Origin of the sequence: Klebsiella sp. 10982 (assembly GCF_048589245.1) — a bacterium.
Taxonomy (GTDB): Bacteria; Pseudomonadota; Gammaproteobacteria; order Enterobacterales; family Enterobacteriaceae; genus Klebsiella; species Klebsiella quasivariicola.
In genome coordinates this window covers 268,514-280,314 of the sequence record NZ_JBMAXV010000002.1, presented here as the reverse complement: position 1 = coordinate 280,314, position 11,801 = coordinate 268,514, and the positions used below count along the sequence as shown (strand labels likewise).

14 protein-coding genes are annotated in these 11,801 nt (G+C 57.8%); 8 read left to right on the top strand and 6 right to left on the bottom strand.

Annotated features, from left to right (window positions below):
• Window positions 1-19 precede the first annotated feature (19 nt).
• The 3 genes from prs to lolB all read right to left on the bottom strand — a co-directional run bounded on the left by prs (window position 20) and on the right by lolB (window position 2,610).
• Window positions 20-967: a ribose-phosphate diphosphokinase gene (gene prs / locus ACKLKD_RS02950; protein ID WP_002910407.1), complete on the bottom strand. Its 948-nt coding sequence runs from the start codon at window positions 965-967 to the stop codon at window positions 20-22.
• A 183-nt stretch (window positions 968-1,150) separates the two neighbouring features.
• A complete protein-coding gene (gene ispE / locus ACKLKD_RS02945; RefSeq protein WP_165931862.1) occupies window positions 1,151-1,999 on the bottom strand; it encodes a 4-(cytidine 5'-diphospho)-2-C-methyl-D-erythritol kinase in 849 nt (282 codons plus the stop codon).
• Window positions 1,999-2,610, bottom strand: a complete 612-nt coding sequence (lolB, locus tag ACKLKD_RS02940; protein ID WP_087805151.1) for a lipoprotein insertase outer membrane protein LolB — start codon at window positions 2,608-2,610, stop codon at window positions 1,999-2,001. The genes ispE and lolB overlap by 1 nt, the downstream gene beginning before the upstream one ends.
• A 271-nt stretch (window positions 2,611-2,881) precedes the next feature.
• Between lolB and hemA the strand changes: the two genes are divergently transcribed.
• Genes hemA through kdsA form a run of 6 tightly spaced genes read left to right on the top strand, consistent with a single transcriptional unit; the run spans window position 2,882 to window position 8,219 of the window.
• Window positions 2,882-4,138: a glutamyl-tRNA reductase gene (hemA, locus tag ACKLKD_RS02935; RefSeq protein ID WP_012541339.1), complete on the top strand. Its 1,257-nt coding sequence runs from the start codon at window positions 2,882-2,884 to the stop codon at window positions 4,136-4,138.
• A 42-nt stretch (window positions 4,139-4,180) separates the two neighbouring features.
• The gene (gene prfA, locus ACKLKD_RS02930) at window positions 4,181-5,263 is read left to right on the top strand and encodes a peptide chain release factor 1 (protein WP_008804387.1); all 1,083 of its coding nucleotides are present in this window, start codon (window positions 4,181-4,183) and stop codon (window positions 5,261-5,263) included.
• The gene (gene prmC, locus ACKLKD_RS02925; protein WP_087805153.1) at window positions 5,263-6,120 is read left to right on the top strand and encodes a peptide chain release factor N(5)-glutamine methyltransferase; all 858 of its coding nucleotides are present in this window, start codon (window positions 5,263-5,265) and stop codon (window positions 6,118-6,120) included. Before prfA ends, prmC begins: the two co-directional genes overlap by 1 nt.
• Window positions 6,117-6,509, top strand: coding sequence for an invasion regulator SirB2 (sirB2, locus tag ACKLKD_RS02920; RefSeq protein WP_004203211.1), 393 nt, complete (start codon window positions 6,117-6,119; stop codon window positions 6,507-6,509). Before prmC ends, sirB2 begins: the two co-directional genes overlap by 4 nt.
• Before the next feature lie 3 nt (window positions 6,510-6,512).
• Window positions 6,513-7,325 carry an invasion regulator SirB1 gene (gene sirB1, locus ACKLKD_RS02915; protein ID WP_087805155.1) on the top strand — a complete coding sequence of 271 codons (813 nt, stop codon included), beginning with the start codon at window positions 6,513-6,515 and terminating at the stop codon, window positions 7,323-7,325.
• 39 nt (window positions 7,326-7,364) lie between these two features.
• The gene (gene kdsA / locus ACKLKD_RS02910) at window positions 7,365-8,219 is read left to right on the top strand and encodes a 3-deoxy-8-phosphooctulonate synthase (RefSeq protein WP_002910393.1); all 855 of its coding nucleotides are present in this window, start codon (window positions 7,365-7,367) and stop codon (window positions 8,217-8,219) included.
• 87 nt (window positions 8,220-8,306) lie between these two features.
• Here the strand turns inward: kdsA and chaA are convergent, their stop codons facing one another.
• On the bottom strand, window positions 8,307-9,407 hold the full coding sequence (gene chaA / locus ACKLKD_RS02905; protein WP_004203207.1) for a sodium-potassium/proton antiporter ChaA: 1,101 nt from the start codon (window positions 9,405-9,407) through the stop codon (window positions 8,307-8,309).
• Between the two features lie 263 nt (window positions 9,408-9,670).
• Here chaA and chaB point away from each other — a divergent pair, with 263 nt between their 5' ends.
• Window positions 9,671-9,901: a putative cation transport regulator ChaB gene (chaB, locus tag ACKLKD_RS02900; protein WP_025712000.1), complete on the top strand. Its 231-nt coding sequence runs from the start codon at window positions 9,671-9,673 to the stop codon at window positions 9,899-9,901.
• A gap of 136 nt (window positions 9,902-10,037) precedes the next feature.
• Window positions 10,038-10,718, top strand: a complete 681-nt coding sequence (locus ACKLKD_RS02895) for a gamma-glutamylcyclotransferase (protein WP_004152258.1) — start codon at window positions 10,038-10,040, stop codon at window positions 10,716-10,718.
• A gap of 217 nt (window positions 10,719-10,935) precedes the next feature.
• On the opposite strand, the gene ACKLKD_RS02890 is transcribed toward ACKLKD_RS02895, so the two are convergent.
• The gene (locus tag ACKLKD_RS02890; protein WP_002910387.1) at window positions 10,936-11,178 is read right to left on the bottom strand and encodes a DUF1883 domain-containing protein; all 243 of its coding nucleotides are present in this window, start codon (window positions 11,176-11,178) and stop codon (window positions 10,936-10,938) included.
• Between the two features lie 237 nt (window positions 11,179-11,415).
• Entirely contained in the window at window positions 11,416-11,769 is a 354-nt protein-coding gene (locus ACKLKD_RS02885; RefSeq protein ID WP_002910380.1) for a DsrE/DsrF/TusD sulfur relay family protein, read from the bottom strand.
• Window positions 11,770-11,801: the final 32 nt, after the last annotated feature.

Sequence of the window (11,801 nt, the reverse complement as noted above, 5' to 3'; positions counted from 1 at the left end):
GTTTTTGTGCTGGGCTCGATTAATGTTCGAACATAGCAGAGATAGATTCTTCATTGCTGATACGGCGAATAGCTTCAGCCAGCATACCGGAGAGCGTCAGAGTACGCACTTTATCCAGCGCTTTGATTTCTGGTGCCAGCGGAATGGTATCGCAGACGACAAATTCATCAATGACAGAGTTTTTGATGTTCTGGATAGCGTTGCCGGAGAAGATTGGGTGCGTCGCGTAAGCGAATACGCGTTTCGCGCCACGCTCTTTCAGCGCTTCTGCCGCTTTACACAGGGTGCCGCCGGTGTCGATCATATCGTCGACCATTACGCAGTCACGACCGGCAACGTCACCGATGATATGCATCACCTGGGAGACGTTGGCGCGCGGACGGCGTTTGTCGATGATAGCCATATCGGTATCGTTCAGCAGTTTAGCGATAGCGCGAGCACGAACGACGCCGCCGATGTCCGGAGAAACCACTATCGGGTTGTCCAGGTTCAGCTGCAGCATATCTTCCAGCAGGATTGGGCTGCCGAACACGTTATCGACTGGCACATCGAAGAAGCCCTGGATCTGTTCTGCGTGCAGGTCAACGGTCAGCACGCGGTCAACGCCGACGCTGGACAGGAAATCCGCCACCACTTTCGCGGTGATTGGCACACGAGCAGAACGAACACGACGGTCCTGGCGAGCATAACCGAAGTAAGGGATAACGGCGGTGATACGACCTGCCGAAGCACGACGCAGAGCATCAACCATAACAACCAGTTCCATCAGGTTGTCATTGGTGGGAGCACAAGTGGACTGGATGATGAAAATATCACCACCGCGTACGTTTTCATTGATTTGTACGCTGACTTCGCCGTCGCTAAAACGACCTACAGCGGCGTCGCCAAGAGAAGTGTACAGGCGGTTGGCAATACGTTGTGCTAGTTCCGGGGTGGCGTTACCAGCAAAAAGCTTCATATCAGGCACGAGAAGAACCTCAGGCATGCGTCCAGTGGTGGATGAGTGGGCCAATAATGTGCGGGCTGGCGCCATTCGATCCAGTCGGTGTATTTAAAGAGCACGATGCAACGTCTGGAACAGGGTGACGTTGTCACCGTAACTCAATTTCCCCGGTTGACTCGTTATCGTTGCGCCATCACGGCGCAGGATTCAGAGCAGGGCCTGCTTGAGCGGCGAGAGGTTAACTCCACGCGCTACAAAGCCATTTAGCCATGCCGGGGCAGTGTCCAGCACCTGACGGGCAGCGGATTCGGTGTTAAATTCAGCAAACACACAGGCCCCTGTGCCGGTCAGGCGTGACGGCGCATATTCTAACAGCCAGGAAAGCGCTGCATCAACCTCGCGAAAACGTTTTCTTGCGATAAGCTCGCAATCGTTGCTGAATTCACAATTTAATAACGTATTAATTGACCGGCGCGGGGTATTTCGTGGTAGCTCCGGATCGCGAAAAATGACTGGCGTCGGAATACTGACCCCCGGGTGCGCCACCAGGTACCATTTTTCCTCGGGCTCCACCGGCGTCAGAATTTCGCCGACTCCTTCGGCAAAGGCGGCATGACCGCGCACGAAGACCGGCACATCGGCCCCCAGCTGAAGGCCCAGGGTCGCCAGCTCCTCTTCCGAGAGACCGCAGCCCCAGAGATGGTTGAGCGCCACCAGCACGGTGGCGGCATTGGATGAGCCGCCGCCCAGGCCGCCGCCCATCGGCAGGCGCTTGTCGACACTGATATCGGCGCCGCTACCCGCCGGCAGGCGGTCGCTTTCGCTGGCGGCACGCATCAGCAGACGCGCAGCGCGAACGATCAGGTTCTCCTCGTCCGGCACGCCGGCCACCGGCGTCAGCAGGCGCAGTTGACCGTCAGTTCGCGGTTCGATGGTCAAGGTGTCGCCATAGTCGAGAAACTGAAACAGCGTCTGCAGGGTATGGTAGCCATCGGCCCGCTGGCCGGTGATATATAAAAACAGATTCAGTTTTGCAGGAGAGTGCCAGCGGCTCATCATTTCACGATCCAGTTATCCATCTTCAGCTTGATGCGCTGAGCGCCATTGTTCAGCTCGACATTAGACGGCAGGGCTGGCTGGGTATCGCTGGTGTAGCCGCCGTAGGTGACGTGCCAGGTTTTGCCATTTTGCGTGTAGTTAAGTTCACGCATACGGTACTGATCGTCCAGCGAATAGTCGGTGGCGTCGCCCGGCAGGCCGATGATCCACTGGCGCAGGCTGTTCAGCGGGATCGGCATCCCGGTCAGGCGGCCGATCATCTCTTCGGCATCGGTGGCGGTGTAGGTCTGGCCTTTGTTATCGATCAGCTGCACGCTGCCTGGCTGCGCGGTCAGCGACAGCTCGGTGCTGCCCAGCGGGTTGGTCAGCAGCAGGCGATAGCGGTCCTGGCCGGTCTGTTGCCAGAAGAAGCGAGCATAGACTTTTTGCTCATCGGAAAGATAGGCAAACGCCCCGCGAGTCTGGAACTGGTTGAGGCTGCGAACAGCCTGCTGGTGCTGACGCCACTGCGGCGAATCCGGGCTTTTGCCAGGCCCTTGCGGCGTATGAAGAGAACAGGCGGTGAGGACGAGGCTGGCCAGCGGCAGCAAGCGGAACAGTCGATTCATAATGATGACAAATCCTTGATGTCTACAGGGAAAAACGGCGGCAGGGGAACAGCGGGCCGATTTGTGTAGCAGGTTACATTTATAACCCTTAATGCTAGCGTCGCCGGGCGATAGCGTCTACGTTCAAGTTGTCTGAAATCAAAAAATTAACGTTAATGGCGGTCTTGCTTTGGCTATTACTCCAAAAGGGGAGCCTCTCTTTTATTGATTACGCGCATCCTGTATGATGCACTCAGACTAACCTTAGCAACGCTGGTACTACTCCCTCACAATGACCCTTTTAGCTCTTGGCATCAATCACAAAACAGCGCCGGTCGACCTGCGAGAACGTGTGACGTTTTCGCCGGAAACGCTCGATCAGGCGCTGGAGAGCTTGCTGGCTCAGCCGATGGTGCAGGGTGGGGTAGTGCTGTCGACCTGCAACCGCACGGAACTCTATCTCAGCGTCGAAGAGCAGGACAATCTGCAGGAAGCGCTGATCCGCTGGCTGTGCAACTATCACGGCCTCAACGAAGAAGACCTGCGTAAGAGCCTCTACTGGCACCAGGATAATGACGCCGTCAGCCATCTGATGCGCGTCGCCAGCGGCCTCGATTCGCTGGTGCTGGGCGAGCCGCAGATCCTCGGCCAGGTGAAAAAAGCGTTTGCTGATTCCAGCCGCGGTCATCTGAACGTCAGCGAACTGGAGCGGATGTTCCAGAAGTCGTTCTCGGTGGCAAAGCGTGTGCGTACCGAAACCGATATCGGCGCCAGCGCCGTTTCCGTCGCGTTCGCCGCCTGTACCCTGGCGCGGCAAATCTTTGAATCGCTCTCCAGCGTCACCGTGTTACTGGTCGGCGCCGGTGAAACCATCGAACTGGTGGCGCGCCATCTTCGCGAACATCACGTGCGCAAAATGGTGATTGCCAACCGCACCCGCGAACGCGCCCAGGCGCTGGCGGACGAAGTGGGCGCCGAGGTGATTGCCCTCAGTGATATCGACGAACGGCTGAAAGAGGCCGACATTATTATCAGCTCCACCGCCAGTCCGCTGCCGATTATCGGCAAAGGTATGGTGGAGCGCGCGCTTAAGGCGCGGCGTAACCAGCCGATGCTGCTGGTGGATATCGCCGTCCCGCGCGATGTCGAACCGGAGGTCGGCAAGCTGGCCAACGCCTACCTCTACAGCGTCGACGATCTGCAAAACATCATTCAGCATAACCTGGCGCAGCGTAAAGCCGCGGCGGTGCAGGCGGAATCGATCGTCGAGCAGGAGACCAGCGAATTTATGGCCTGGCTGCGCGCGCAGAGCGCCAGCGAGACGATTCGCGAATACCGTTCTCAGTCTGAGCAGGTCCGTGAGGAGCTGACCGCGAAGGCGCTGGCCGCGCTGGAGCAGGGCGGTGATGCCCAGGAAATTATGCAGGATCTGGCCCGCAAGCTGACCAACCGCCTGATCCACGCGCCAACCAAATCTCTTCAGCAGGCCGCCCGTGACGGGGACGACGAACGCCTGCATATTCTGCGCAACAGCCTCGGGCTGGAATAGCGCACCTTTCTCTTATTTTCAGGACAGGGTGAATTCACGCCTATGAAGTCTTCTATTGTTGCCAAACTGGAAGCGTTGTACGAGCGCCATGAAGAAGTGCAGGCGCTGCTCGGCGATGCCGCGACGATTGCCGATCAGGATAAATTCCGCGCGCTGTCGCGGGAATATGCTCAACTGAGCGATGTGGCGCGCTGCTATACCGACTGGCGTCAGGTGCAGGAGGATATCGAAACTGCGCAGATGATGCTCGACGATCCGGAGATGCGCGAAATGGCGCAGGAAGAGCTGCGTGACGCCAAAGAAAAAGGCGACCAGCTGGAGCAACAGCTGCAGGTACTGCTGCTGCCGAAAGATCCCGATGACGAGCGTAACGCTTTCGTGGAAGTGCGCGCCGGAACCGGCGGCGACGAAGCGGCGCTGTTTGCCGGCGATCTGTTCCGCATGTACAGCCGCTACGCCGAATCGCGCCGCTGGCAGGTGGAGATCCTCAGCGCCAACGAAGGTGAACACGGCGGATTCAAAGAGGTGATCGCCAAATTCAGCGGCGACGGCGTTTACGGTCGGCTGAAATTTGAATCCGGCGGCCATCGCGTGCAGCGTGTGCCGGCCACCGAATCGCAGGGGCGTATTCATACCTCCGCCTGCACCGTGGCGGTGATGCCGGAGCTGCCGGAAGCCGAAATGCCGGACATTAACCCGGCGGATCTGCGCATCGATACTTTCCGCTCCTCCGGCGCGGGCGGTCAGCACGTCAACACCACCGACTCAGCTATCCGTATTACTCACCTGCCGACCGGCATCGTGGTGGAGTGTCAGGACGAACGTTCCCAGCATAAAAACAAAGCCAAGGCGTTGTCAGTGCTGGGGGCGCGTATCCGCGCCGCCGAAGTGGCCAAGCGTCAGCAGGCGGAAGCCTCCACGCGCCGTAACCTGCTGGGCAGCGGCGATCGTAGCGACCGTAACCGCACTTACAATTTCCCACAGGGGCGCGTGACCGACCACCGCATCAACCTGACGCTTTATCGTCTGGATGAAACCATGGAAGGCAAACTCGATATGCTGATTGAGCCAATTGTTCAGGAATATCAGGCCGATCAGCTGGCGGCGCTGTCCGAGCAGGAATGATGACCTTTCAGGCCTGGCTGCAGCAGGCGATCGCCCGGCTGCGTGAAAGCGACAGCCCGCGACGCGATGCCGAGATCCTGCTGGGACATGTTACCGGCCGGGCGCGCACCTGGATTTTGGCCTTCGGCGAAACGACGCTGTCCGCTGACGAGGCGACGACGCTGGAGGCGCTCCTGCAGCGACGTCAGCGCGGAGAACCCATTGCCCACCTGGTTGGGCAGCGTGAGTTCTGGTCGCTGCCGCTGTTCGTCTCCCCGGCGACGCTGATCCCCCGACCGGATACCGAGTGTCTGGTGGAGCAGGCGCTGGCGCGACTGCCTGCCGTGCCGTGCCGTATTCTCGACCTCGGCACCGGGACCGGCGCCATTGCTCTGGCGCTGGCCAGCGAGCGTCCGGATTGCGAGGTCACCGCGGTGGATGTGATGCCGGACGCCGTGGCGCTGGCATTGCGCAATGCCGCTCATCTGGACATCGCTAACGTGACGATACGGCAAAGCGACTGGTTTAGCGCACTGCCCGGGCAGCGCTTCGCCATGATTGTCAGTAATCCGCCCTACATCGATGCCGCCGATCCGCATCTTGCCGAGGGCGATGTGCGCTTTGAGCCGCGGACGGCGCTGGTCGCCGCCGATCATGGGCTTGCCGATCTGGCGCAGATTATCCGCGAGGGGCGACAGTATCTGCTGCCCGGCGGCACTATGCTGCTGGAGCATGGCTGGACCCAGGGCGAAGCGGTGCGCACCCTGTTCCGCGAGGCGGGTTATCTTGATGTCGCGACCTGCCGCGACTATGGCGACAATGAACGTTTGACTCTTGGGCATTTACCGGACATGGGCATGGAGAAGATTGGCGGATGAACTTATTCACGGCTGTCCTCTACCTGCACATCGCCAGCGTGGCGGTGTCGGTAGGATTGTTCGTTTTACGTTACTGGTGGATGTATCACCAGAGCCCGCTGCTGAACCAGCGGTGGGTGCGAATTGCGCCGCACTGCAGCGATACGCTGCTGTTTCTCAGCGGTGCGGGTTTAATGGCGATAACGCACTACCTGCCGTTCACCGAAGACGGCGCATGGCTGACTGAAAAGCTGTTTGGCGTTATCATTTACATCGCATTAGGTTTTATCGCGCTGGGCCGCCGTCGTCCGCGCAGCCAGCAGAGCCGTTTTATCGCGTTCCTGCTGGCGCTGGTGGTGTTGTTTATTATCATTCAACTCGCCATCACAAGAATACCGATACTGGGGTAGGTCATGGGGTCATTAGCGGATTTCGAATTTAACAAAGCGCCATTATGTGATGGCATGGTCCTCATTTCTGTACAGGTCCGCGACGATTTTCCGACGCATTTTGTTGAGGAAGAGCTGCAGCGGCTGCTGCGCCTGGCGCAGGAGGAGATTGCGCCTTCGTGGGACCAGGAGCGCCAGATAGAACGCCTGCTGGAGTTGTTTTACGAGGAGTGGGGCTTTGGCGCCTCGCAGGGCGTGTATCGTCTTTCCGACGCATTGTGGCTGGATAAAGTGCTGGTCACCCGCCAGGGCAGTGCGGTGTCGTTAGGCGCGATCCTGCTGTGGATTGCCCAGCGTCTGGCGCTGCCGGTGGTGCCAGTGATCTTCCCGACCCAGATGCTGCTGCGCGCGGATCCGGAAACCAGCGAGGAGATGTGGCTGATTAATCCGTTCAACGGCGAGACCCTCGACGAGCATACCCTGGAGGTCTGGCTGAAAGGCAACATCGGCCCGGTGGCAGAACTGTTTAATGAAGACCTCGACGAAGCGGATAATGCCGAGGTGATCCGCAAACTACTGGATACCCTGAAGTCGGCGCTGATGGAAGAGCGACAGATGGAGCTGGCCCTGCGCGCCAGCGAGGCGCTGCTGCAGTTTAACCCGGAAGATCCGTACGAGATCCGCGACCGTGGGCTGATTTACGCCCAGCTGGATTGCGATCACGTTGCGCTGCTGGATCTGAGCTATTTCGTTGAGCAGTGCCCGGAGGATCCGATCAGTGAGATGATCCGCGCGCAGATCAACACGATTTCGCACAAACAAATTACATTGCATTAGTCTGGAACCATTCCGGTTACACCCTGATAAGGCGAACTTATGAAACAAAAAGTGGTTAGCATTGGTGATATCAACGTAGCAAACGACCTGCCGTTCGTGCTGTTCGGCGGGATGAATGTGCTGGAGTCACGCGATCTGGCGATGCGCATCTGCGAACATTACGTCACCGTTACGCAGAAGCTCGGCATCCCCTACGTCTTCAAAGCCTCCTTTGATAAAGCCAACCGTTCCTCCATCCACTCCTATCGTGGGCCGGGTCTGGAAGAAGGGATGAAGATTTTCCAGGAGCTGAAGCAGACCTTTGGCGTGAAAATCATCACCGACGTTCATGAAGCCAGCCAGGCGCAGCCGGTGGCTGACGTGGTGGACGTGATCCAGCTTCCGGCCTTCCTCGCGCGCCAGACTGACCTGGTGGAAGCGATGGCCAAAACCGGGGCGGTGATCAACGTCAAGAAGCCGCAGTTCGTCAGCCCGGGTCAGATGGGCAATATCGTCGATAAGTTTATCGAAGGGGGCAACGACAAAGTCATTCTGTGCGACCGCGGCGCTAACTTCGGTTACGACAATCTGGTCGTGGATATGCTTGGCTTCGGCGTGATGAAGAAAGCCTCCAACAACTCGCCGGTCATTTTCGACGTCACCCACGCGCTGCAGTGCCGCGATCCGTTTGGCGCGGCTTCTGGCGGTCGTCGTGCCCAGGTGAGCGAACTCGCTCGCGCCGGTATGGCGGTGGGTATCGCCGGTCTGTTTATCGAAGCGCATCCGGATCCGGACCACGCGAAATGCGACGGCCCGTCCGCGCTGCCGCTGGATAAACTGGAGCCGTTCCTCAAGCAGATGAAAGCGATTGACGATCTGGTGAAAAGCTTCGACGAGCTGGATACCAGCAAGTAAGCCTGACTGCATCAGTAAAAAAGCCTGCCGGCGTAAAAACCGGCAGGCTTTTTTTTCGCCCGGGTTCTGCCGGGCGGAGAAAGGTTATCAGGCGAAAATGGTCATCAGGTAGGCGGCGAACAGCGCCAGGTGGGCCGCGCCGTTCAGCACATTGGTGCGCCCGGTGGAAAAGGAGATATGGCAGAGCACCAGCGAGGCGACCATCACCACCATCTCCGGCGCGCCAAGGCCAAAGCGCAGCTCATTGCCGGTCAGGAAGGCGATGAGGGTGACCACCGGGACCGTCAGCGAGATGGTGGCCAGCACGGAGCCGAAGAACAGGTTCATCGCCCGCTGCACCTGATTATTGAGCACCGCTTTCAGGGCGCCAAGACCTTCCGGCGACAGGATCAGCAGAGCCACCAGGAAGCCGGTAAAGGCCACCGGGGCATTCATGCTGGTCAACAGCGTTTCCAGCGGGTTAGCGTTCATTTTGGTAACCGCGATCACCGCTACCAGGTGCACCAGCAGCCAGGCGGTATGCCACCCGCTGCTGTGGGCGGAGGGTTTACCGTGGTGCGGGTCGTCATCGTCGCCGTCGTCCTCATGCTCATAAACAAACAGACTCTGATGGGTTTTGGTCTGAATCAGCAGGAAAACGCCGTACATGGCCGCCGAGATCACCGCCACCAGCAGCGATTGCCCGGTGCTGAAGTTTGCGCCCGGCAGCGCCATCGGAAACACCAGCACGATAATTGCCAGCGGAAACAGGGCGATAAGATACTGCTTAATGCCGAACAGATTCATATATTGGGTGGCGAATTTACGCCCGCCCAGCAGCAGGGAGAAACCGACCAGACCGCCGGTGACGATCATTATGATGGAGTAGAGGGTATCACGCATCAGGGTCGGGGCGGCGTCGCCGGTGGCCATTAAGGCGGAGATCAGACTGACCTCAAGGATAACCACCGACAGGCTTAAAATCAGGGAGCCGTAGGGTTCGCCCAGGCGATGGGCGAGGACGTCGGCGTGGCGGACTACGCTGAAGGCGCTGCTTAAAATACCCACCAGCGCGAGGATATTAATCGCGATAACCACTGGCAGTGACTGGCTGCTTCCCCAGAAAAACAGCACCGCCAGCGCCAGCACCGGAAAGACGAGGGAGGACTCCTTATGGCGGGTTTTTACCGCCTCATGTGCATGGGTCATGAACCATCTCCATTTATGCAGGTGTTATAATTATAAAAACGTAGGGCGGTAAAGTAACAGATTTTGCTAAATTGACGCTGTATTTTTACTTAAGTTTACGGGTATCGAGAGATATCTTGATTAGTTTATTATAATTTGCGCTTAATTTTATTTAATACTTACTATTCAGATAATTACTAAAATCGTTTTATCACTTAGCATCGCCTTGATAGCCAGCCGTCCGCGTACCAAACTGAGATTTTATGCTCAAACAGGAGATCATTATGCCCTATCACAGTAAACGAGAGCTCCCCGACAGCGTTCAGCACGTTCTGCCTGCCCATGCGCAGGAAATTTACAAAGAAGCGTTTAACAGTGCCTGGGATCAATATAAAGATAAAGACGAGCGGCGCGATGACGCCAGCCGCGAAGAGACGGCGCACAAAGTCGCCTGGGCGGCGGTGAAGAACAGCTATGAGAAAGGCGATGATGATAAGTGGCATAAGAAAAAATAATCGCTGACGCCGCATTTTCGCTTGCCAGCGCCCCGCTGATTGCTTATTGAAAGATAAAGCTGGATAATATTTCAGCAATATTGACGGATGCATGAGACGAACGCAGGGAAGCGGGCAGTGGCGGAGGTAGTAAACAGTGTTAACTCGTGATTTCTTAATGAATGCGGATTGTAAGACAGCGTTTGGCGCTATTGAGGAATCGCTACTCTGGTCGGCAGAACAACGTGCAGCCTCGCTGGCGGCGACGCTGGCCTGCCGCCCGGATGATGGCTCAGTATGGATCTTTGGCTACGGTTCGCTTATCTGGAACCCGGCGCTCAATTATCGCGAGTCCTGCACCGGCACGCTGCCGGGCTGGCACCGCGCGTTTTGCCTGCGGTTGACCGCCGGGCGCGGTAGTGCCTGCCAGCCGGGACGCATGCTGGCTCTCAAAGAGGGCGGCCGAACCACCGGCGTCGCCTATCGTCTGCCTGACGACACGCTGGAGGAGGAGCTGACCCTGCTGTGGAAGCGGGAGATGATCACCGGCTGCTATCTGCCCACCTGGTGCAAGCTGGAGCTGGACGACGGACGGACGGTGAATGCCCTGGTGTTTATTATGGATCCGCGCCATCCACTGTTTGAACCGGATACCAGTGCCCAGGTTATCGCCCCGCTGATCGCCCGGGCCAGCGGGCCGCTCGGCACCAACGCCCAGTATCTGTTTTCGCTTGAGCAGGCGCTGCGCAAGCTGGGCATGCACGATGCCAGTCTCGATGACCTGGTGGCCAGCGTCCGTGCGCTGTTGGGCGAGAGTCCGACGCCGGGCCTGGCCTGAGCGCGCGCAAAAGAAAACGCCCGGCATGACCGGGCGTCCGATTGCTGACCAGTAAGGAAAAAGCGTGGTTTTTCCTTACTGGTGGTTATCAGCCGAAAATCAATAAATTGATTTTCCTTGTTATTTTTCTGGTGCAATCTGCAAGTACAATGATTGCATGAGGTTTGTCATGAATCTCACGCCCGGCATGACCGGGCGTGTGTTCTGGCAGTGACGGTCAGGCCGGCACGTAGCTGATGGAGTGCTCCAGCGACTGGCTGTGACTGTCGATAAGCACGTTCCAGGTGCCGCTGTAGGGCACCGTCAGATAGGCGCTGTCCCGATCCTGCACGCTCAGAATATCCGCATGACTGTCGCCCGGGACCTTCGCGCTCATCAGATGAATATGGCAGCGCTCTGAGCACCGCACCACCAGCGTGTCACCACCAAATAACGTCAAACTTGCTTTAACCATCGCCATTTTATACCCCGTTTCTGTCCCGCTACAGCATCCTGCCCACCCAGTCCTCGCGTGATATTGTTCACACTTTGCTCTGTGCATCACACCAAACGGCGCGGGTCGGGATGCTGATTTTGATCAAAAAAAGGGATAAAGATTAAACAAAAATGACGTTGTTCCTGAAAGCATTCAGCTAACGTTTTTTTTACCTCCGCAGGCGGCGAAACCTGATATTTCCTGCCGTTTGGCGCCCCAGATTCAGAAGGTCAGCACTTTATCTGCCGCCAGGGTCCACTGGGCCAGCTCAACGAGAGTGCCAACCTCCACGCCGTCAACCAGCGGCAGTGCGCTGACCCCGCGGCCGTCCGCGCAGGTTTTACATAGCTTCACGGGAACCTGCTGGGCGGTGAGGATCTCCAGCATCTGCTGCACATTATACCCTTCTGCCGGCTTCTGCCCCCGCAGCCCGGCGGTGACGGCGTCGGACATCAGAAACAGCTTGAGATCGAGGTCGGACTGCTGCTCGCGCAGGGCAATGGCCAGGCGCAGGCTGTTGAACAGGGATTCGCTGCCGTAGGCGGCGCCGTTGGCGATGATCACAATACGTTGCATACAAACTCCTTCTTAAAGGCACGGTTATTGCT

Excerpts from the sequence above, each read along its gene's own strand:
- ispE (WP_165931862.1), bottom strand. The coding sequence starts at position 1,999 with ATGAGCCGCTGGCACTCTCCTGCAAAACTGAATCTGTTTTTATATATC.
- lolB (WP_087805151.1), bottom strand. The coding sequence starts at position 2,610 with ATGAATCGACTGTTCCGCTTGCTGCCGCTGGCCAGCCTCGTCCTCACC.
- hemA (WP_012541339.1), top strand. The coding sequence starts at position 2,882 with ATGACCCTTTTAGCTCTTGGCATCAATCACAAAACAGCGCCGGTCGAC.
- prfA (WP_008804387.1), top strand. The coding sequence starts at position 4,181 with ATGAAGTCTTCTATTGTTGCCAAACTGGAAGCGTTGTACGAGCGCCAT.
- prmC (WP_087805153.1), top strand. The coding sequence starts at position 5,263 with ATGACCTTTCAGGCCTGGCTGCAGCAGGCGATCGCCCGGCTGCGTGAA.
- sirB2 (WP_004203211.1), top strand. The coding sequence starts at position 6,117 with ATGAACTTATTCACGGCTGTCCTCTACCTGCACATCGCCAGCGTGGCG.
- sirB1 (WP_087805155.1), top strand. The coding sequence starts at position 6,513 with ATGGGGTCATTAGCGGATTTCGAATTTAACAAAGCGCCATTATGTGAT.
- kdsA (WP_002910393.1), top strand. The coding sequence starts at position 7,365 with ATGAAACAAAAAGTGGTTAGCATTGGTGATATCAACGTAGCAAACGAC.
- chaA (WP_004203207.1), bottom strand. The coding sequence starts at position 9,407 with ATGACCCATGCACATGAGGCGGTAAAAACCCGCCATAAGGAGTCCTCC.
- chaB (WP_025712000.1), top strand. The coding sequence starts at position 9,671 with ATGCCCTATCACAGTAAACGAGAGCTCCCCGACAGCGTTCAGCACGTT.
- ACKLKD_RS02890 (WP_002910387.1), bottom strand. The coding sequence starts at position 11,178 with ATGGCGATGGTTAAAGCAAGTTTGACGTTATTTGGTGGTGACACGCTG.
- ACKLKD_RS02885 (WP_002910380.1), bottom strand. The coding sequence starts at position 11,769 with ATGCAACGTATTGTGATCATCGCCAACGGCGCCGCCTACGGCAGCGAA.